General features: G+C 68.9%; 22 protein-coding genes. 10 read left to right on the forward strand and 12 right to left on the reverse strand.

Annotation, left to right across the window (positions count from 1 at the left end):
* The first annotated feature begins 441 nt into the window (after positions 1-441).
* The 3 genes from Q8K49_RS03580 to rplS all read left to right on the forward strand — a co-directional run bounded on the left by Q8K49_RS03580 (position 442) and on the right by rplS (position 2963).
* Complete coding sequence (locus Q8K49_RS03580; protein ID WP_305304118.1) at positions 442-1674, forward strand: NAD(P)/FAD-dependent oxidoreductase; 1233 nt, start codon at positions 442-444, stop codon at positions 1672-1674.
* Between the two features lie 103 nt (positions 1675-1777).
* Entirely contained in the window at positions 1778-2533 is a 756-nt protein-coding gene (gene trmD / locus Q8K49_RS03585) for a tRNA (guanosine(37)-N1)-methyltransferase TrmD (protein ID WP_305304119.1), read from the forward strand.
* Between the two features lies 1 nt (position 2534).
* Positions 2535-2963: a 50S ribosomal protein L19 gene (gene rplS / locus Q8K49_RS03590; RefSeq protein ID WP_305304121.1), complete on the forward strand. Its 429-nt coding sequence runs from the start codon at positions 2535-2537 to the stop codon at positions 2961-2963.
* Positions 2964-3037: 74 nt separating this feature from the next.
* Here rplS and Q8K49_RS03595 read toward each other — a convergent pair whose 3' ends face one another.
* From Q8K49_RS03595 to Q8K49_RS03620, 6 genes are all read right to left on the reverse strand, one after another.
* Positions 3038-3523, reverse strand: coding sequence for a PA2169 family four-helix-bundle protein (locus tag Q8K49_RS03595; RefSeq protein WP_305304123.1), 486 nt, complete (start codon positions 3521-3523; stop codon positions 3038-3040).
* Positions 3524-3595: 72 nt separating this feature from the next.
* On the reverse strand, positions 3596-4402 hold the full coding sequence (locus tag Q8K49_RS03600) for a tryptophan 2,3-dioxygenase (RefSeq protein WP_305304124.1): 807 nt from the start codon (positions 4400-4402) through the stop codon (positions 3596-3598).
* 31 nt (positions 4403-4433) lie between these two features.
* On the reverse strand, positions 4434-4700 hold the full coding sequence (locus tag Q8K49_RS03605; protein WP_305304125.1) for a hypothetical protein: 267 nt from the start codon (positions 4698-4700) through the stop codon (positions 4434-4436).
* Positions 4685-5071: a YdbL family protein gene (locus tag Q8K49_RS03610; RefSeq protein WP_370867720.1), complete on the reverse strand. Its 387-nt coding sequence runs from the start codon at positions 5069-5071 to the stop codon at positions 4685-4687. The genes Q8K49_RS03605 and Q8K49_RS03610 overlap by 16 nt, the downstream gene beginning before the upstream one ends.
* Positions 5071-5271 carry a YnbE family lipoprotein gene (locus Q8K49_RS03615; RefSeq protein WP_305304126.1) on the reverse strand — a complete coding sequence of 67 codons (201 nt, stop codon included), beginning with the start codon at positions 5269-5271 and terminating at the stop codon, positions 5071-5073. Before Q8K49_RS03615 ends, Q8K49_RS03610 begins: the two co-directional genes overlap by 1 nt.
* An 82-nt stretch (positions 5272-5353) precedes the next feature.
* Positions 5354-8557 carry a YdbH domain-containing protein gene (locus Q8K49_RS03620; protein WP_305304127.1) on the reverse strand — a complete coding sequence of 1068 codons (3204 nt, stop codon included), beginning with the start codon at positions 8555-8557 and terminating at the stop codon, positions 5354-5356.
* 392 nt (positions 8558-8949) lie between these two features.
* Between Q8K49_RS03620 and Q8K49_RS03625 the strand changes: the two genes are divergently transcribed.
* Positions 8950-10305, forward strand: a complete 1356-nt coding sequence (locus Q8K49_RS03625) for a M23 family metallopeptidase (RefSeq protein ID WP_305304129.1) — start codon at positions 8950-8952, stop codon at positions 10303-10305.
* Positions 10306-10314: 9 nt separating this feature from the next.
* Here Q8K49_RS03625 and Q8K49_RS03630 read toward each other — a convergent pair whose 3' ends face one another.
* Entirely contained in the window at positions 10315-10959 is a 645-nt protein-coding gene (locus Q8K49_RS03630; RefSeq protein ID WP_305304131.1) for a glutathione S-transferase family protein, read from the reverse strand.
* A gap of 46 nt (positions 10960-11005) precedes the next feature.
* Between Q8K49_RS03630 and Q8K49_RS03635 the strand changes: the two genes are divergently transcribed.
* Positions 11006-11896 (forward strand): alpha/beta fold hydrolase, encoded by an 891-nt coding sequence (locus tag Q8K49_RS03635; protein ID WP_305304133.1) that lies wholly within the window; start codon positions 11006-11008, stop codon positions 11894-11896.
* Positions 11897-11899: 3 nt separating this feature from the next.
* Here Q8K49_RS03635 and maiA read toward each other — a convergent pair whose 3' ends face one another.
* Positions 11900-12532, reverse strand: coding sequence for a maleylacetoacetate isomerase (gene maiA / locus Q8K49_RS03640; RefSeq protein ID WP_305304134.1), 633 nt, complete (start codon positions 12530-12532; stop codon positions 11900-11902).
* Positions 12529-13182 (reverse strand): fumarylacetoacetate hydrolase family protein, encoded by a 654-nt coding sequence (locus Q8K49_RS03645; RefSeq protein WP_305304136.1) that lies wholly within the window; start codon positions 13180-13182, stop codon positions 12529-12531. Before Q8K49_RS03645 ends, maiA begins: the two co-directional genes overlap by 4 nt.
* A gap of 136 nt (positions 13183-13318) precedes the next feature.
* Between Q8K49_RS03645 and Q8K49_RS03650 the strand changes: the two genes are divergently transcribed.
* Together Q8K49_RS03650 and Q8K49_RS03655 are read left to right on the forward strand one after the other, a co-directional pair.
* Positions 13319-13699, forward strand: a complete 381-nt coding sequence (locus tag Q8K49_RS03650) for a DUF883 domain-containing protein (protein WP_305304138.1) — start codon at positions 13319-13321, stop codon at positions 13697-13699.
* Between the two features lie 14 nt (positions 13700-13713).
* Positions 13714-14109, forward strand: coding sequence for a hypothetical protein (locus tag Q8K49_RS03655; RefSeq protein WP_305304140.1), 396 nt, complete (start codon positions 13714-13716; stop codon positions 14107-14109).
* 53 nt (positions 14110-14162) lie between these two features.
* Here Q8K49_RS03655 and Q8K49_RS03660 read toward each other — a convergent pair whose 3' ends face one another.
* The 3 genes from Q8K49_RS03660 to Q8K49_RS03670 are packed head-to-tail and all read right to left on the reverse strand — an operon-like array spanning position 14163 to position 16382.
* Entirely contained in the window at positions 14163-15014 is an 852-nt protein-coding gene (locus Q8K49_RS03660; protein WP_305304141.1) for a metallophosphoesterase, read from the reverse strand.
* A complete protein-coding gene (locus Q8K49_RS03665; RefSeq protein ID WP_305304143.1) occupies positions 15014-15985 on the reverse strand; it encodes a diacylglycerol kinase family protein in 972 nt (323 codons plus the stop codon). Before Q8K49_RS03665 ends, Q8K49_RS03660 begins: the two co-directional genes overlap by 1 nt.
* A gap of 55 nt (positions 15986-16040) precedes the next feature.
* Positions 16041-16382, reverse strand: coding sequence for a hypothetical protein (locus tag Q8K49_RS03670; protein ID WP_305304145.1), 342 nt, complete (start codon positions 16380-16382; stop codon positions 16041-16043).
* A 159-nt stretch (positions 16383-16541) separates the two neighbouring features.
* On the opposite strand from Q8K49_RS03670, the gene Q8K49_RS03675 reads away from it, so the two are divergent.
* The 3 genes from Q8K49_RS03675 (at position 16542) to Q8K49_RS03685 (ending at position 19723) form a co-directional block, all read left to right on the forward strand.
* Positions 16542-16883, forward strand: coding sequence for a YMGG-like glycine zipper-containing protein (locus Q8K49_RS03675; RefSeq protein ID WP_305304147.1), 342 nt, complete (start codon positions 16542-16544; stop codon positions 16881-16883).
* 142 nt (positions 16884-17025) lie between these two features.
* Positions 17026-17403: an OmpA family protein gene (locus Q8K49_RS03680; protein WP_305304149.1), complete on the forward strand. Its 378-nt coding sequence runs from the start codon at positions 17026-17028 to the stop codon at positions 17401-17403.
* A 94-nt stretch (positions 17404-17497) separates the two neighbouring features.
* Positions 17498-19723, forward strand: coding sequence for a protein-disulfide reductase DsbD (locus Q8K49_RS03685; RefSeq protein ID WP_305304151.1), 2226 nt, complete (start codon positions 17498-17500; stop codon positions 19721-19723).
* Positions 19724-19810: the final 87 nt, after the last annotated feature.

Raw genomic sequence — 19810 nt, forward strand, 5'->3', positions numbered from 1 at the left:
CTCCGCTTCGCTTCGGCCGGGATGACAAGCCGCGCCCCTTGGAAACAGTGTATTCCCGCCCCCAATAATCCCGCCCCTCTCAACCCCCGAAGGCGCCCTTTCGACCCCCGGTCCGGCGCCGGACGCGCCGCCGCGCGCGGCGTCTCCCCACCACGCCCCCACACCGGGGTATAATGCGGCTCGAGGCGGGCGCAGGCCCGCCCCGCCTTCGTCATCCCGGCGAAAGCCGGGAAGGGTCTTTGACATCGCCATCCTCCAACCCCGCCCGACCGCCCCAGGCCGAGGCGGATTGCCAGCCTATTGACGCTGCCCGAACACGCGCCCGAAACCGCCTGAACTTTTTCCGCCGCCGACAGTGTACTCCCGACCCTTTTTTGTTGGCGCTAGCGCTCGGCCCGCGGGGCCTCGCTGCTTGAGCGCCGCCCGTGCTAAGGCCGCCGCATGACCCCCCAGAGCACCCCATTGGCCGTCGATGTCCTGATCGTCGGCGCCGGCGCGGCCGGGATGATGTGCGCCATCGAGGCCGGGCGGCGCGGGCGTTCCGTCCGCATCCTCGACCACGCCCGGGCGCCGGGCGAGAAGATCCGCATCTCGGGCGGCGGGCGCTGCAACTTCACCAATCTGGGGACCGGGCCCGCCAACTTCCTCGGCGAGAACCCGCGCTTCGCCACCTCGGCGCTGAAGCGGTTTACGCAGCACGACTTCGTCAAACGGGTCGACCGGGCCGGCATCGCCTGGCACGAGAAAACCCTCGGCCAGCTGTTCTGCGACGACAGCGCCAGACAGATCATCCGCATGCTGACCGACGACATGCGGGCGGCGGGCGTGGTCCTGTCGCTGGGCGTCTCGGTCGAGCGGGTCGATCGCGTGGGCGACATCTATGCGGCCGCCCTGTCGGACGGCTCCGTGGTGCGGGCGGCCTCGCTGGTGCTGGCCACCGGCGGCAAGTCGATCCCCAAGATGGGAGCCACCGGCTGGGCCTATGAGACCGCGCGAGGCTTCGGCCTGCGGGTCACCGAGACCCGCCCGGCGCTGGTCCCCCTGACCTTCGAAGCCGGGCTGCTGGAGCAGCTGACGCCCCTCGCCGGGGTCGCCGTCGACGCCAGCGTCAGCGTCAGCGTCATCCCGGCCTCAAGTAGCCCGAAGGGCGATAGGCCAACGTTCAATGAGGCCATGCTGTTCACCCACCGCGGCCTGTCGGGGCCCGCCATCCTCCAGATCAGCTCCTACTGGCGCGAGGGCGAGGCCATCACCGTCGCCATGGCCCCCGGCGAGGCCGTCTATGACCGCCTGAAAGCCGCCAAGGAGGCGAACGGCAAACAGATGGTGCACACGGCGCTGGGCCACATCCTACCCCGCCGCCTGGCCGAAAGCGTCTGCGACCGCGAGGCCGTCAGGGGCAAGCTGGCCGAGGTCGGCGACAAGACCCTGCGCCGTCTCGACGCCGCCGTGAACGCCTGGACCGTCAAGCCGGTCGGCTCCGAAGGCTACCGCACCGCCGAGGTCACCCTGGGCGGCGTGGCTGTCGACCAGCTGGACCAGCAGACCATGGCGGCGAAGACCGTGCCGGGCCTCTTCGTCATCGGCGAGGCCGTCGACGTCACCGGCTGGCTCGGCGGCTACAATTTCCAGTGGGCCTGGTCGTCGGGTTGGGCGGCGGGGCAGGCTTGCTAGGGTGTGGGGTATGGGGGATGGGGTATGGGGAGTTCCTCCCGTCACCGCCGCCCCCTGAAACCTGATCCCCATACCACACCCCACACCCCACACCCTATCCCCCATGCCCCCTTTCACCGCCACTGTCCTGACCATGTTTCCGGAAGCGTTTCCGGGGCCGCTCGGCGTGTCGCTGATCGGCACGGCGTGGCGTGAGCGCGGGCTGTGGAGCCTTGAAACGGTTGACATTCGGGCCTTTTCCACAGATACGCGCGGCTTCCTGGACGACACCCCCGCGGGTGGCGGCCCGGGAGCCGTGCTGAAAGCGGACGTGGTGGCGAGGGCGCTCGACAGCGTATCCGGACCGGCGCGGCCGCTTTTGTACATGAGCGCCCGGGGTCGGCCCCTGACCCAGGCGCGCGTCAAGGAATGGGCTCGGGCGGACGGCATTACGGTGCTGTGCGGCCGGTTCGAGGGGGTGGACCAGCGCGTGCTCGACGCGCGCGGGTTCGAGGAGGTCTCCGTCGGAGACGCGGTGCTCGCCGGCGGCGAGGCGGCGGCGATGGTGGTGATCGAGGCGTGCGTAAGACTGCTGCCCGGGGTGCTGGGCCAGGCGGAAAGCCTGAGTTCGGAGAGCTTCGAGGACGGTCTTCTGGAGCATCCGCAGTACACGCGACCGCGGACGTTCGAGGGGCTGGAGATACCCGAGGTTCTGCTGTCCGGAGACCATAAAAAGGTCGCCGCATGGCGCGAAGAGCAGCGGCGAGAGACGACCCGGGAACGACGGCCAGACCTCTGGACGGCTTATCCGGACAAGAAAAATGCGGGACCTGAGCCCGCCAAATCACAGCTAAAGGGCGCAAAAGCCCGAGGAGAATAGAATGAACATCCTTCAGACGATCGAAGCCGAAGAAAAAGCCCGCCTGGTCGCCGTCCGTGCGATCCCCGACTTCCAGCCCGGCGATACGCTGCGCGTCATGGTCAAGATCAAGGAAGGCGAGCGCGAACGCATCCAAGCCTTCGAGGGCGTCTGCATCGCCCGCGCCGGCGGCGGGATCAACGAGAATTTCACCGTACGCAAGATCAGCTTCGGCGAGGGCGTCGAGCGCGTCTTCCCGCTGATGTCGCCGAACATCGACGCCATCGAGGTGAAGCGTCGCGGCGTCGTGCGGCGCGCCAAGCTCTATTACCTGCGTGATCGCCGCGGCAAGTCGGCCCGGATCGCCGAAAAGCAGACCGTCCGTCCGGTCAAGGGCGTCGTGGTGCCGGAAACCGGCTCCGCCCGGAAGACCGACGACACCGAAGCGTAAGCCGCTTTATTTTCGCTGGAATTACACAGGCCCCGGCGTAACCGCCGGGGCCTTTTCTGTCTCTCCAAGGGGGCTCAGTTCGGATAGAGCCGGCCGTCCGCGTCCTTCTGGCCTTCCAGGCTGTGCTTGAGATCGCGCATCTGATCGTGGCCTTCCTTCACCGTGGTCCAGGCGCGACGGATGGTTTCGCGGGTGGTGGCGGAGACGGCCGAATCCTCAAGCGCCTTCTCGAACTTCGCCTTGATAAAGTCCTCGCCGTTCTCGACCGAGTTCACCACGGCCTGTTCGTCGCGCAGCAGGGCGTGTTTGACGTCGAGGAAGGCGCGATGGGCCTTGGCGAGGATGGAGCCGTCGTCCTCGGGCTCGCCGCCCAGGGTGCGGACCGTGCCCTGAAGGTCGGCGGCCACCTTCTGGCGCTCGAAGCTGCGGGCCTCGAACAGGGTGCGGTATTTGGGCTTGTCGGTTTCCTTGGCGGCTTCGCGATAGCCGTCGGCGCTGTCGATCGTGGTTTCGATCAGGCTGTTCAGAACGTGGATGTCGTGATCGTTAGGGGTGGTCATGTGCAGGCCTTTCACAGCTTCCGGGAGACGTAAAAGCGCTGCCGGGGCGGAAAAGGTTTCAGCTTCACCATTCTACAATTTCGTGCGCAACGACCAGAGCTCGGGAAAACAGCGGCGTTGGAGCGTCTCGGTCAGATAGGCGACGCCCTCGGTGCCGCCAGTGCCGCGGCGGCGGCCGATGATGCGTTCGACGGTGACAACGTGCTTGTGGCGCCAGGTCAGCAAGGCGTCGTCGAGATCCACGAGTTTCTCGGCCAGCTGGTAGAGGGGCCACCAGCGGGCGGTGTCGCGATAGACCTCCAGCCAGGCGTTCTCGACGCCTTCCGACGGCTCGTGCGGACGGCTGACGTCGCGGTTCAGCACCTCGGGCGGGACCGGCAAGCCGGCGGCGGCGAGCTGGGCGAGGGCGTCGTCGTACAGGCTGGGTGCTGCGAGGGCGGCGCGCAGGGCGGCGTGGGCGGCGGGGCGCTCCCCGTGGAAACGCAGGAAGCGTTCGTCCTTGAGCCCGAGCATGAATTCGAACCGCCGGAACTGGTCGCTCTGAAAGCCGGAAGACGACCCCAGCACGCCGCGGAAACGCAAATAGTCGGCCGGGGTCATCGTGGCGAGGATGTCCCAGCTCATGGTCATCACCGCCTGAATGCGACTGACCCGGGCGAGGCATTTGTAGGCCGGGACCAGATCGCCGCTGCGGACCAGGGCCTGGGCCAGGGTCACCTCGTGCAGGATTTGCTTGAGCCACAGCTCCTTGGTCTGGTGGATGACGACGAACAGCATCTCGTCATGCTCGTCCGACAGCGGGTGTTGGGCGGCGAGCAGGTCGTCGAGCGCCAGATAGCCGGCGTAGGTGATCTCGGAGGGCGGAGCGGCGTCGGTCATCCGCGTTCTATCGCGCGCGCGGCGCGGCGGCTCAAGGCTTGTCGGGGTCGTCAGCCCGCCGCTCGGCCTGCTCGTCCCAGCCTTCGCGGCTGGACTTGAAGGCCAGCGCCATCAGGGTCCAGGTCAGCGCTACCGTACCGCACACGCCGAGCGACAGGGCGATCAGGCCGTGGACGCCGAGCGGCCCGCCGCCGATGGCCGTCCAGGCGAGACTGACGCCGACAGTTGCGGCTGCGGCGACGCCGATGACGAGAAAAAGTCCCGGCAGCAGACGGCGCGCGGTCAGCGTTGGACCCACTGGCCCTGGCCGTTGCGGTACCACTGACCCGTGCTGATGCGGGGCAGGAGCTGCGTCTGGAACATTCGAGCGGCAGCGGCCTCGGTCGTCGCGCCGTCGCCCGCTGCCTGGGCGCTGCGAGCATAGGCTTCGCGGCGGGCCGCATTGGTGGCCTGGACCGCCCCGGACAGGGCGGCGTCGGACGCCGGGACGCGGAAGCCGAGATAGCCGTCGGCCTGTTCGCCGACCGTGCCTTGCGCCTTGGCGGCGTCGATCATCGACTTCTGGGCGGCGGTCTGGGCGAAAGCCGCGCCCGCGGCGACGCCGAGAGCCGCAATGGCCGCGGCGACGACGAAGAACTTGCGGAAAGACATCTGGGTCAACTTTCGCATCAGAACAGGTTGGGGTTTTCGATGAGGAGGTCCTGAAGCGCCTTGTCGAGGCGCACGCGAACATCGGCGTCGAGTTTCGCGTAGATCTGGATCGGATCGACCTGCAGCCGAACCGTAGGCGTACAGGCGCCGAGGCCGACCGCGGCGATGAGGCCGAGCAGGGCGAGGCGGGCGCGCGTCCGGGTCTGGGGCCGAGTCATGAGCAGTGGTCTCCGGTCTTCAATCCACGGCGATCTAACGCGATTGAGCGTGAACGGGTTCTGAACGGCGAAGATGGCCTGATCACGGCGTGGTCGGGGGAGGCGTCTCGGGCGGGGCCGCCGCCGCGGCCGACGGCCGTCCGTCGCGGGCGCGGTTGAACTCCAGCAGGTCGCCGATCAGCTGGTTCAGGTTGAGAGTGGTGTCCAGGGTCAGGTCGATGCCTGTGCCCGACGGCAAGGGCAGGGTCCGGTTGAGGAACTCCCGGCTGATGAATTCGGCGAGCGGGATGCGCAGCTCCTGGCGCACCGGTGGATCGTGGCGACCGCGAATGCGGAACAGGACGCCGATCCGCCCCTCGTCGAGGCTGTTGACCTCGGCGGAGAGGATGTCGAACGAGAGGTTCTCCATAGCCTGATAGGCCAAATCCTGGACGGTGTTGGGAGCGACGCCCTCGCCGCCGCCACCGGCCTCGAGCCCGCTGAGGGCTTCGCGGGCGATGGACAAGCGACCCGGCTGGATCGCCGCCAGCGAGCCGCCGGATATGCGGACGCCGTTCGCCCGATCGGAGGTGAAGGGCAGGCGGCCCGAGACCACTGCGTCGAGGCTGACCTTGTCGCCGAAGCCGGAGCCGGCGATCACCTGACCCAGCTGAACGTTCTCGAGCACGATGACGCCGCTGATCGGCTGGTTGGGGTCCAGCGGCACCGCAAAGGGCTCGATCCGGACGCGGCCACCGGCCACCGCGAGATCGCCCCCCTCAATGGTCACCGCGGCCTTGTCGAGGCCGAAGGTCAGATCGATATCAGTCAGGGGGACGACCGATTCCAGCAGGTCGGCGGTCAGCCGCTGGCCGGGCGCGGCGGTCAGCGGCGCCAGGTTGATGAAGTCAACCGTCCCGCGCAGACCCTTTACCGGACCGGCGGGGCTGGTGAAGTCGAGGCCCGGAACAGTCAGGCGGCCCGAACTCGTCCCTTCCGCCCCGGCCAACCAGTCGATGCGACCATTGAAGGCCACTGAGCCCGACGCCGGGGAGCCGACGACCTGAGCCAGAGGGCTGAGGTCGGTGGGCTGAAGGCCGCCCTCCACAAAGGTGATGGACGGGGCGTCGATGGTCAGACCACCCACGCCCGCCTGACCATCATGGTTCAGGGTCAGGCGGCCGAGCGCTGCGCCGTCGCGCGCGAGATCGAAGGCGCCGGTCCAGTCCTCGTCGGCCAGCCGGGCGGAGCCGGTCGCGGTCAGGGGGTGGAAGCGCAGAGGCGCGGTGGAGTCCACGACCGTCGCATGGGCGACCCGGGCATCGAGACCAATACCCGCGGGGCCGCCGGTGGCGGTGAAGCCACCCTCTGAGTCGCGGAAATGCAGGGCCAGAAAGGGGGCTGAGGCGTCGAGATTGCGCATGGCGCCCTCCGCGCGCCAGCGCCCACCGGCGACGCTGATCAGCGGGCGGGAGGCAGGACAGATGTCTCCCTCCATGCCGACGACATCGCTTTCGCCCAGCTCCAGTCTTTCGACAGCCAGGGGAATGCAGTTGGCGGCGACATAGGTCAGGCGGCCGCCGGACGAGGCCAGCTCGCCCCGGGTCCGAACCGTGATCCCCCGGGCGAGGCCGAAATCCAGAGCGGCGCGGCCGTCCAGCGTGGCGCGGAAACCGGCCGGGGTCAGCCGCCAGGCCGGGATGGCGAAGGCGGCCTCGGGCAGGCCCCGGCCCCGCGTCGCTGTCAGCGACAAGGCGCCGCCGCCGGCCTGGCCGCGCGCCGCTGTAAAGATCGGGGTCGCAGCAGGGTTCAGAGTGAGCACGCCACCGTTGGCGGGGCGCAGGGTGGCCGGGCGGGTCAGGGTCAGGCGCGTCCCCGAAGGACCGGTGCTCAGGTCAAAGCCGGGGACATCAACCGTGAATGCCGACAGGGCGCGCTTCATCCCGGCCAGTTCCGACACGTCTTCGCCGGACGGCGCGCCGAACAGCGGCCATGCGCCCCGAGCGGATTTCAGCCCGCCCGTGGCGGTCACGCGCAGGCCGCCGTCGGAGACGAGGTCGAAATCCGTCGCGCTCCGAACGGCGGTCAGAGTCAGGTCGTTCCAGGCCAGCCGATCCGCCGCCAGGCTGATGGGGCCGGACGCCTCCACCGCCGCGCCGTGTCCGCCGAGGACCATCCGGCTGGAGGTCAGGGTTAGGCCGGCGCCGTCCAGCCCGGCTCCGGCGGCCCGAGCGGCTGTCATGGCGGCGGCGCTGTCCAGCCGCCAACTGAGGCCGCGAGGGTCGCGCGTCACAACGGTCCGGGCGGCGGTGAGACGCAGACGCGGGGTCGTCGCCGACGCGCCGGGGCTTTCGATCCGGGCGGCGCGAAGGTCGACAGTGCTGGTCCCGTCGATGCGGAAGGTCTCGATCCAACCGGCCGTCTGGCCGTCGAAAGTCAGATCCAGGTCGGCGTCATGCGCCAGGGCGTCGCCCCCGGCGAGACGGGCTGCCGCCACGCGCAGTTCGATCCGCGCCCGGCCGTCGCCGCGCCGGGTCTTGAGGTCGGGATAGGGCAGGTCGCCGACCAGGGTCAGCCGGGCCGCCTCGCCGTTGAAGCCCGGCAGGCCGGCGCGTTCGGCGGCGGCGGCGAAACGCAGGGCGACGCGGTCGCCCGTCGTGGTCAGATCGACCGTGGCCTGTAGCCCGCGCGCCTCGGCGGCCCCGCTCTTGAAGGCGGTCGCGGGCATCCGGGCGGTCAGCCGCATCAGCTGTCCGTTGTCAACGCGGGCGTCGCCGAAAATGTTGGTCGGGCCGTAGTCGGTGTCGAGCCGGACCCTGGCGCCCTCGACCAGAACCAGCGGGCCGCGGCTGTCGGGCCGCGGCGGACGGCCGGTGAAGCGCTCAACCAACGGGTCCAGCGAACCCAGGCTCAGCTTGCCGTTGCGGACGCTGGCGCGCACCACCGGGCGCACCAGCCGGATGCGCGTGGGCGTGAGGCCAAGCCCCCCCTGCAACCAGGGCGCGCCGATGGCGTAGTCGACCTCGACCCGTTCGACGGTGACGTCAGGGTGGGCGCCGTCGCCAATGCGGACGCTGGCCACCAGACCGTCCAGTTCAAGCCGCTCGATCTGCATGTCGGCCTTGACGCCCTGCTGCTCCAGCCAGCCGATCAGAACCTGCCGCGTCGCCGTGCGCCGGTTAAGGTAGAGCAGGGCTGTCAGGATCAGCAGCACGCCGAAGACCACGCCCGCCATGAGTAAGGCGCGGCGACCGCGCGTGCGCACAGGCCGCACGGGAGGCGGAGAGGGATCGATCGCGGCGGTCATGGACCGGTCATATCGGGATGGGCGGGCGGGAGGAAAGGCCGGTGAGCAAAGGAATCGTCCCGTTCAGCACTAGAATCGTGTCCGTCACAACACAGTAGAGTGGCGCATCGGCCACTTTGAATGCCGCGCGGTTCCGTTCGGGACACGTTGCCGCAGGGGTGAGTCATTTCATTGCCCAAACGCGGCGAATACACAGCCGAACGCCCGCGATAGTCTCAGGGTTCACGCAAGCTTTATCAACGACTAGGCTGCGTTTAACGCGCTGTAACGAACTACCTTCCCATGATGGGGCGGACGGGCTATACGGCCTGTCTCGTGCAGGGGCTGCTCCGGCGCGATCCTTGCTACCAGTGGCTTTGGCGCCGTCCGGCGTCGCTGTTTCCCGGGGACCGATGGCTCAGTTCGACCCACGTCGCCAGCCGATGCGTATTGCGCCCCACGCCCTGACGGCGGTGGCCGCAATCTCGGTGGCGCTGCTTGCCGGTCGCGTATACCAACCCGCGAAAGCGGAAGAGGCTGCGCCCCTCACCCAGAATGAGATTTCGGTCCTCGCCGACCAGGCGTTTGCGGCCGCCGGCATGCCTGCCGGTCTGACCACGCCCGAGGCCATCCCCGTCCAGATCCGCCGCGGTGAAACCTTCGAACAGGCTGTGCGCCGCACAGGCATTGCGCCGGAAGAAGCGTCAGCCGTCGCCGCCACGCTGTCGAACGCCATGGATGTGAACGCCATGCGCGCGGGCCAGCGTTTCGAAACCGCCATTTCCCAGCCGCGCGGCGGCCGAGGCGAGGCCCGTTTGATCGGCCTGACCATGCGCACGGGTCCGGCGACCCAGCTGACCGTGTCGCGCAGCTTCGACGGCGCCCTGCGCCTACGGGCGCTGGAGGAGAAGGTCACCCACGAGACGGTGGTTCTGACGGGCAAGGTCGAAGGCTCGCTGTCGCGCACGGCCCGCCGCGAAGGGGCTCCCGCCGATGTGGCGCGGGCCGCCGGTCGTCTGTTCTCGCACCGGTTCGACATGGACCGCGACATCCGCTCCAATGACGAATTCACCTATGTCTTCGGTCGCACCATTACCGAGAACGGCCGCACTATCGGCACAGACGGCCTGCTGTACGCTGAACTGAAGGGCGTGGCCTTCTATCGCTTCCAGCCTGACGACGCCCGAGAGGCCCAGTATTTCGACGCCACCGGCAAGAACACGCGTTCGGCCTTCATGCGCACGCCGCTTGAGCGAGGCTTCCGCGTTTCGTCGTCGTTCGGGTTCCGCCGGCACCCGATCGCGGGCTATCGCAAGATGCACCAGGGCATCGATTTTGCGGCCGGCAGCGGTACGCCGGTCGTTGCCCCCGCCGACGGTGTCGTCGTCGAGGCGCGCCGCTGGGGCGGTTACGGCAACTGGCTGCGCATTCGTCATTCCAACGGTCTGGAGACCGGCTACGGCCACCTCTCGCGCTATGCCTCGGGCATGCGCGCCGGACAGCGCGTGCGCCAGGGCCAGGTCGTGGCCTATGTCGGCTCCACCGGCGCCTCGACCGGCCCGCACCTGCACTATGAAATCTGGCGGCGCGGCCAGCGGATCAATCCCGCCGGCGTGCGCACCACCGAAGGCACGATCCTCGCCGGCGCCGATCTGGCGGCTTTCAGGGCTGAGAAGGCCCGCATTGACCGCATCCGGGCCGCCGGTGGCGAACGCCGCCCGGTTGTCCAGCGCGCCGCCGTCGAGGGCCTGCGCCCCGCCCAGGGCTAAAGCGCGGCTTCAGCTTCCCGCATTCGCCGTGGCCATCAGGGCGTCGTCAATCTCGCGCGCGCGTATCGCCGCCGGGCGCTGAAACAGCCGGCCCGCATAGGCCTTGAAGGCGTCACGCTCGGGCAGGCTCTTGAACTGCACCCCCCAGCCGATCTGACTGCCCAGATAGACGTCCAGCGCGCTGAACCGATCGCCCAGCAGCCACGGCCCCGCGCCTGAAACGACGCCCTCAAGCGCATCGACCACCTGTTCGAAACTGCCGTAACCCGCCATTGCCGCCTTGTCGGCCGGGGCCAGCAGGCCCAGAGACCTGGCCGTCACCGCCGCCTCAAGCGGTCCCGCCCCGAAAAACATCCAGCGCAGGTAGGGTCCGCGCGCCGGGTCGTTGAGCGCCGGGGCCAGGCCGGCCTCGGGAAAGGCGTCGGCCAGATAAGCGCAGACCGCCGCACATTCGGTCACCGTCACGCCGCGATGGGTGACGGTGGGCACCTTGCCCATCGGATTGATCGCCAGATATTCGGGGGCCTTCATCGTCGTGCCGTAATCCAGAACCACCGTGCGGTACGGTTGGCCGATCTCCTCCAGCATCCAGCGCGCGATACGGCCGCGCGACATGGGGTTGGTGTAGAAGACGATCTCGTCGGACTGGCTCACTGCGCTCTCCCTCGCGTTCCGGCGCGGACGTTAACCCGAAGACGACATGGAACAAAGGCGAAACATTATACGGGGACTGATCGGCGGAGCCGTGCTGTGGAGCGCGGGGTCCGGCGTCCGGGCCCAGACCGCCTTCAGCTCGCGGCGGATCACAGTCACGACACGCGGACGCGGGGCCGATGTGCTGCTGATCCCTGGACTCGCTTCGACCGCCGAGGTGTGGCGCGGCGTGGCGGACCGGCTGGCCGGAAAGCGGCGGCTGCATCTGGTCTCGGTGCGAGGCTTCGGCGATCTGGCCGCAGGGGCGAACGCCAGCGGCGCGGTCATGGCGGCGGTCGCGGCCGAAGTGCGCCGCTACATCACCGAACAGAGGCTGGAGAGGCCGGCGATCATCGGCCATTCCATGGGCGGCCAGGTCGGCCTGCGTGTCGCGGCGGACGCCGGGGTTCGCATCGGTCGGGTCATGGTGGTGGATTCCTCGCCCTTCTTCGCTGCCCTGATCAGCCCCCGGGCCACGGTCGGCGACGTCGAACCGATCGCCCAGCTGGCCTATCAGGCAATTCAGTTCCTCGGTGACGAGGCGCTGCGTTCGCGGGGCCGACAGATGGGACTGGAGCTGGGCGGGGCGACGGACGCCGTGTTCGGCTCGCTGGGCTGGCAGGGCGGCGACCGCCGCGTTCTGGCCCAGTCGCTGTACGAGGTGATGACGGTGGACCTGCGCCGCCGCCTGCCCGACATCACCGCGCCGGTGACCGTGGTCTACGGCTGGAGCGCCGACCAGGCTTCACCGCGCAGCCGCACCGATCGGCTTTTCCGCGGCGCCTATGCCCGGCTACGCACTCCCGCCGCCTTCGTGCCGATCGAGGGGGCCGAGCATATGGTGATGATCGACCAGCCGACGCGGTTCATGGCGGCGGTGGACCGGTTCCTGGGCTGAGCCTCAGTCCGCGTCGGGCTGGGCGTCAGGATGGGCCGCCATAAAGGCGGGATGGGTCGCCGCGGCCGCATCAATGGCCAGAAGGCGGGGGAAGGCCTCGAGTGGAACATTGAACCGGCGAGCCGAATAGATCTGCGGGATCAGATAACAATCGGCGAGCGTCGGCGCCGCCCCGAAACACCAACCTGACCCGTGGCGCTTCACCAGTGCCTCCAGCGCCTCGAAGCCGGGAACGATCCAGCGCGCGGCCCAGGCGTCGACGGCGGCCTGATCGGCGCTGAAGGTCTCGCGCAGGGCCTTGCCGACCCGCAGATTGTTCAGCGGATGGATGTCGCAACCAATCAGCGCCGCCATGGCGCGGACCTGGGCGCGGGCGACGGGATCGGCAGGCAGCAGCGGCGGGGCCGGATGGACCTCCTCCAGCCATTCCAGGATTGCCGGGCTCTGGGTCAGGACAGCCCCGTCCACCTCCAGTGCGGGCACCATGCCTTGCGGGTTCAGCGCGACGAAGGCGGCGGACCTCTGGGCGCCAGTGCGCAGGTCGACACCCTGCTGGTCATAGTCCAGCCCCTTGAGGGCGAGGGCGATGCGTGTGCGCCAGGCGGCGCCCGAGCGCCAGTAGCCGTGCAGGATCATCGCGGAAGCACCGTGAAGCTCAGGGTTTGGAGCCCGTCGATAGTCGCCTCGATCCGATCACCGGGCTGGAGTGGGCCGACGCCTTCGGGCGTGCCGGTGAAGATCAGATCGCCGGGGCGGACGTCCCACAGTTCTCGCGCCTTGGCGAGGATCTCGCCCGGGTTCCAGACCATTTCGTGGAGCCGGCCGGACTGGCGCGTCTCGCCGTTGACCGACAGCGCGATGGCCGCCGCCGGGTCCGGCAAAGCGCCGAGAGTCAGGGCGCCGCAGGGGGCGGATTGGTCGAACCCCTTGGCCGCGTCCCACGGCCGGCCCTTGTCTTTTGCGGCAGCCTGGAGATCGCGGCGGGTCAGGTCGCAACCTACCGCCCAGCCGGCGATGGCCCCCTCCACCCCGACCGCACAGACCAGTTCAACCTCGTAATGCAGGTTGGCGGTGGCCAAGGGAAACCGGGGATCAGCGCCGTCCGCAACCAGCGCATCGGCCGGTTTGGTGAAGAAAAAGGGCTCCGCGCGACTCTGGCCCATCTCCCGCGCATGGGCCGCATAGTTCTGGCCGACACAGAGAATTCGGCGAACAGGGAACCGCTCGCTTCGACCGTGGATCGGCAGCGAAGGCGTCGGCGCGGGATTGAACAGCCAGTCAGTCATCCGCCCTGTCTATGCCCGGATGCGGCGCTCCGCCACCTCGAGGTCATGCTGCGATGCGGGAACCGTCACCACACAGTGGCGTTCCGGCTCAGGGTTCTCTATCTAACCGTCAAGCTTGCAAAGCGGAGCGCGCACAATGGCCACGACCAAGGCAGCACGGACAGCCGTGAAGAACGACATCAATACGCTGAAGGACGATCTCAAGGTGCTCGGCGCCGAAGAGAAGGCCCGGCTGCGTGAAAAGGCGACGGCGGCGGAAGCCCGCCTGCGCGCCAAGGCGGCGGAGGCCGAGACCCGGTTGCGCGAAGAAACCGACGTCCTGCGCGAGCGGGCCCGGGGCTACTATGACACCGCCCGCGTCCGGGGTCGGGAGTATTACGACGACGCCAGCGAACGCTTCGACGAAGCGCAACGCTATCTGGTGGAGCGAGTGCAAGAGCGTCCGATGCAATCCACCGGCATCGCCCTCGGTGTTGGCGTCGTCCTGGGCCTTCTGCTCGCCGGCCGGCGGCGCTGATGTTCGGCGGAGGCATGGCCAGAGATCTGGTCAAGAAGGCCGTCGCGGCCTCGGTTGCGGCGGGCGCCGCCTTGGTCGCCATACTGGCGCTCGGGGCGACGATCTTCTATGCTCTGCAACTGGTCGTCGTTCCGCTGGCCGCCGCGGCGATCACCTTCCTGCTCTTCGCTGTAGCCGCCCTCGCTGTGGCCCTGATCTTCGTCGCCCGCAGCGAGGCTAAAGAAGAGGAAGATGAAGAGGAGTCCTCGGGCATGGGCCAGCGCGCCTATATGCTGTTCCGGCAGCGACCCATCCTCGGCACCGTCGCAGCCTTGGCGGGCGGCTGGATATTCCTGCGGAACCCGGCGCTCGCCACCATGGTGGCGGCGGCATTTACCGAAAAATCCCACGGCAACCGCCGGCGCCGCTGAGGCGGAACAGCGACGCGTTCGAAAGCACGCCAATCAGGGAAGGCCGTAGTCGATCAGACCACGGCCTTTTCCATTTGACCGGCCTCGTTCGGATCCGGCGCAGTGGCGGTCCGGCGGGTGTCCTGACGGCGCGGCAGTTTCCAGGTCTGGTCGGGCTCGAAACGGTCGCCGGTCCAGGCCATGGCTGTGACGGTGATGTGGTGAGCGTCCCAGTCGATCTGGTTGAAACTGGGCGGTGCGCCCCGTTCACGGTGGGACAGCGTCCCGCAGCCCACCGCGTACGAGCAATGGTCGCCCAAGCTGATCGGCAGGGCGAACGGGACATGGACGTGGCCGGTGGTGATCAGATCAACCCCGGCCTCGGCGAAGATCAGGGCGGCCGCGTCGCCGCGCTTCACCTCTCCGGTCATGGGAGTGCCGATCATCTCGACCAGAGGATGGTGGCAGGCGAGAACGCGCAGTGCCCCGACCGGCGCCTGACGCAGCGCCTCAGCCGCCTTGCGCGTTTGCTCAAGATCGATGACGCCCTTGGACCAATTGGTCCGCGCCTGCCAACCGCGCGCGGTGACGACGCCGCGCACCATCAGGTCAGGGCTCAGGAACTGGTGGTCGTGGGCCGGGTGGCCGGTGGCGTGTTCGAACGCCTTCCACGGGCTGAACACCCGTGCAAACAGGCTCCAGTACGGGACATCATGATTGCCGACGATGACGAAGCGCGGGTCAGGCATACTAGCGATCCAGCGGCCGGCCGCCTCAAATTCGTCAGGCAGGCCCTGCTGGGTGATGTCGCCGGTGATCAGGATCAGGTTGTGCGCCGTGGCATGGGCGTAGTCGATGGCGGCGGCGCAGGCATGCGTGTGCTCACAGCCGAAATGGATGTCCGAAAACTGCAGGATGCGTCCCACTAGACGCTTTCCCCGGGGGTCGGGGGATTGGGAGCCAAGGCCCGGAAGGCCGTTCGGATGAAGCGGACCTTGGCCTCGTGGCGCAGCAGGGCCGGCTCGCCGTCAATCACGGCCGGAATGCGCGACCGGGCGCGGACCGTCGCCTTCTGGATCGCCTTCGTGGTAACAGCCGGATCCTGGCGCCAATCGGTGAAGACCGCGTGAGCGGCCAGCCGAAACGCCTCGAGCGCGTCGGCAGGGTTCATTGCCGCGGCCTCGAGCCCGGTATGCTCGTCCATGGCCTTGGAGATCAGCGGACTGATCAGGACGAGCGCCTCGGCCCGGCGATCAGCGCGGCCATCGAGGGAAAAACGCAACCGTCCGGAGAAGGCGCGCTTGAGCGCTCGGCGGCCATAGGCCCAGGCCAGACCGAACTTGCCCTCGCGAACTGCCTCTCGGGCCGGAGCCCAAAGAGCCGGAGACCCCAGGATGGCGGCGCAGAAGAAGGCCTGACGGAACTCGCCGTCGGTGACCTCGCCCCCCGCAACACGCTGCGGCGCACCCTCCTCCAACGCCAGTTTGAGGGCGATCTTCCAGTCAGCGGTGCCGTAGAGCGCCTTGGGCAGCATGTTCATCGTTCCGCCCGGCAAGGGCGCGATCAGCGGCCCATCGGGCCCGGCGCGCGAGGCGATGGTGCCGGCGGTTCCATCCCCGGCCAATACGAACAGCGCGTCAGGGCAAGCGTCGAGCGCCTCCTGGACCTGGACGTCGAACTGGCCGCCGTCGAGCGCCACGATAGTGGTTTCGCAGGCGTATTCGGCCAGGATGGCGGCCGCCTCGTCCGCCGCATTCGCGCCGACGCCGCCGGACAGCGGATTAACGAGCATGATGACCCGCCCCAGCGCGACGTGCGGGGTCAAGACATGGGGTTCGGCGATCAGGGTCTCGGCCGGCGGCGCGATATCACTCGCCGGTGTTGCGGTATCAGTCATGCCGCCCGAACGTCCCGACCGGAACGATGTTCCGATCGGGAGCGCCCAAGCGTGACTATTGTCTCTTCATCTCGTCGGAAGCGGCGGCTGCCCCGGCCTGCGCGGCGTCACCGGCCTTTTCAGCGGCGGCTCCGGCGGCGGCGGCCGCCTCGTCCGCGACCTTGGGGGCCTCACCCTTTACCGTGGAGACGCCCTTGGTGATCCAGCCGTCCATTATGGCTCCACCTTCGGCAAGCGACTGCTCCTTGATGCCCAGTACGGCCGTCAAAACGCCGAACAGCGCCAGCAGGGTGACAATGATCCCCACCAGCGGATTGCCCGAGCGCCGTTTGGAGCGGGCCCATACCGGACTGTGCTCGCCCTCGTCCGCCATGCGAACCGGTTCAGAAAAACGCATACGAAACCCCCGTCTCAACCCAGAAAATCGAGGCCGCACCCTCCGCGCGACGCCGATCGAAGCCTAATACAGGCTTAACCTCTATCATAGCGCGGGAACCGCCACGCTTATCCAGCGTTCTCACCCGTGGGGCGAACCCGAGGGATGAAGGAAATATCCATGAACAAGGCAATCATCGCGATCGCCGGCGCCGGTCTTCTGGTCAGCGCCTGCGCGACAGACCAATACGGCAACCCCAACCAAACGGTCCGCCAGGGCGCTATCGGCGCCGGACTGGGAGCCGTCGCCGGCGCCATCATCGGCAACAACACCGGCAGCGGCAACGCCGGACGCGGCGCGGCCATCGGCGCCGTCGTCGGCGGCGCGGCTGGCGCAATCCGCGGATCCCAGGAGGACCGGGCCAACCAGCAGCGCTACCGCGACAGCCAGAACCGGTATTACTACTGCTACGACGGCCGTCAGACCGAGTGCTACTGGGAAAATGGCCAGCGTCGCCAGTAGGGCGCTGGTTGACTGAGCGTTCAGGGCGGTTCGTCGCGAGGCGGGCCGCCCTTTTCATGAGGGGTTGAACATGAAGCGGTTGATGGGGTTTGCAGGGCTCGCCGTCGCGGTTGGGCTGTCCGGGTGCGGGGTGACGCGGTTCATGGATCGAACCGCGGTGGTCACGGAGCCGTCCGCCTGCACAGCGAAGCGGTTCGAGGTCTATTTCGCGGACAGCGAGGCGCGGCTGACCGAGGCGGCGCGGCAGGCCATCGGCATGGCCGCGGCCCAGTTGCAAGGCTGCAACATCCGCAAGGTCCAGGTGCTGGGCCTGGCCGACGCACGCGGCGGGGCGACGGCGAACCAGAGCCTGTCCGAACGCCGGGCGGTGGCGGTGGCCGAGGCCCTGACCGCAGCCGGCTGGCCCGCGCCGGTCTTTGAGGTGGAGGCGGCGGGCGAGGCCGGCGCCGCGGACGCCACCGGTGTGCGCGAGCCGATGCGGCGGCGCACCGAGGTGTTGATCGACGCCATCCCGCGCTGAACCTCTGCGGGCGCGACACCGGGCCGCTCCACGCGGGCGGTGACGGAGGGTGGTCCGGACGGCTAGGGTCGCCGCGACCATCTCCGGAGGCCGTGTGAACCTTTTCGTTCGAGTGTTGATCTGGCTGGCCCCGGTTCTGTCGGCGCTGTGCCTGTGGCCCGCCCAGGCCGCGGGCCAGACGAGCCCCGCAGGACCACAGCGCACCGAGCGGATCGAGGCGGAGCTGGTTCCGATGTCAGCGTGGGCCACGCCGGGGTCGACGGCCGTGGTGGCCGTCAAACAAACCATCCAGCCGGACTGGCACACATATTGGCGCAATCCGGGCGATTCGGGCGGAGCCACGACACTGACCTGGACCCTGCCGCAGGGCGTCCGGGCCGGCGACATCGTCTGGCCGGTTCCCGAGCGGCAGCGGATCGCAGGCCTGATGAACTACGGTTATTCCGGCGTCGTCTATCTGCCGGTGCCGGTCGAAATCCCGGCCTCGGCGCGGTCGGGGACCACCCTGACACTCGCGGTCAAGGCGTTGTTCCTCGTGTGCAGCGCCGAGATGTGCGTGCCGGACGAGCTGACCCTGCGACTGGACCTGCCGGTCCGAGAGGGCGCGGCCCCACTGGACCCCCGCCACGGCGCCGCCATTACGGCGGTGCTGGAAAGCGCGCCACGGCCCGCCGGACTTGAGGCGCGGATGGCGCTCGATAACGGCGTGCTGGTTCTCAGCGCCGCCGGCGGACCGCTGGCCGGGCGTGATCCGGGAGCGAGCTATTTCTTCCCCTTCGAAGGCGGAATCATCGACCACCCCGCCGCCCAGACCGGCGTCTGGGGACCGCAGGGGCTGACGCTGCGACTTCTGCCCGGCGGCGAGACGCGGGCGGCGGGCCTGTCTGGTCCCATCGAGGGCGTGCTGGTCACCGCCCACGGCGCCTGGGAAATCAAGGCTGAGCAGGGCGCCGCACCGGCCGGGACCAGCGGATCGGGCGAACTGGCCGCCGCGGCGGACGGCGCCAGCGCGGAACCGGCCGTCGGAGCCGGAGCTGGAACGAGTCTGGCCGTCTTCGCCCAGGCCGTGCTGTTTGCCGTCCTCGGCGGGCTGATCCTCAACCTGATGCCCTGCGTCTTCCCGATCCTGGCGATGAAGGCGGCGTCGCTGGCCGCATCGGCCCATGACGTCCGTCACGCCCGGCGCGATGGTCTGGCCTTTCTGGCGGGCGTAATGACCACGTTCGTGCTGCTGGCCGGAGTCCTGTTGGTGCTGCGCGCGGCGGGCGAGGCGGTGGGTTGGGGCTTCCAGCTCCAGTCGCCGCCGGTGATGGCCGGTCTGGCCCTGCTGATGCTGGCCGTAGCGCTGAACCTGTCGGGCGTCTTCCATGTCGGGGCCGGGCTGCAGGGCGTCGGGTCGGGACCGTTGGCGCGCCTGCCCGGCGGTCTCGGAGCCTTCTTCACCGGGTCGTTGGCGGTGATCGTGGCGGCGCCCTGCACCGCGCCCTTCATGGCCTTCGCCTTGGGGGCGGCGCTGGTCATGCCGTGGCCGATGGCTCTGGTGGTGTTCCTGGGGCTGGGGCTCGGGCTCGCCCTGCCCTTCGTCGCAGTCAGCCTGACGCCCGGTCTGCTGGCGAGATTGCCCCGGCCCGGACCGTGGATGGAGCGTCTGAAGGGACTGCTGGCCTTTCCCATGTATGCGACGGCCCTGTGGCTGGCCTGGGTGTTCGGCCGCCAGACCAGTCCGGAGGCGCTGGGCCTGCTGTTCATCGCGGGCCTGCTGCTGGCGCTCGGCGTCTGGCTGGTCGGCTGCGGCCAGGCCGAGCGCGGCTTCGGGCGGCGGGGTGTGTTTCATCTGACCGCTGGCGTGGCCGCCCTGCTGCTGGCAGGCGCGGCCCTGATTCTGGCGGCGCGGCTTCCGGTCCCCGCAGCCGGCCCGGCGGCGTCCGTGCAGGGCGCGGGGCCAGTGAGTGCGCCGTGGTCTCCGGCGGCTGTCAAGGCGGCGCTGGCCGAGGGACGGCCGGTGCTGGTCAATTTCACCGCCGACTGGTGCGTGACCTGCAAGATCAATGAGCGGACGTCGCTGACCTCGGCGGGTGTGAAGGCTGCCATGGAGCGGACCCACGCTGTCTATCTGGTCGGGGACTGGACCCGGCGCGACGACGCCATAACCGCCGAGTTGCAGCGTCACGGGCGGTCGGGCGTTCCGCTGTACCTGCTGTATTCGCCCGGCTCAGCGGAGCCGCGCATCCTGCCCCAGCTTCTGACCGAGGGAGTGGTAGTCGAGGCGTTGATGAAACCCTCTCCCGTCGGGAGAGGGCTTGAGCGCCCAGGAGCGTAGCGATTGGTTGCGCGAAAGGGCGTGGGTCGGGTTGCGGCAGTCGGCGTAAGCCGTGTCGCTGTCCGGAGCGGCGGCTTGCGCCGAAGG

This window comes from Brevundimonas sp. (assembly GCF_030682035.1).
GTDB lineage: Bacteria > Pseudomonadota > Alphaproteobacteria > Caulobacterales > Caulobacteraceae > Brevundimonas.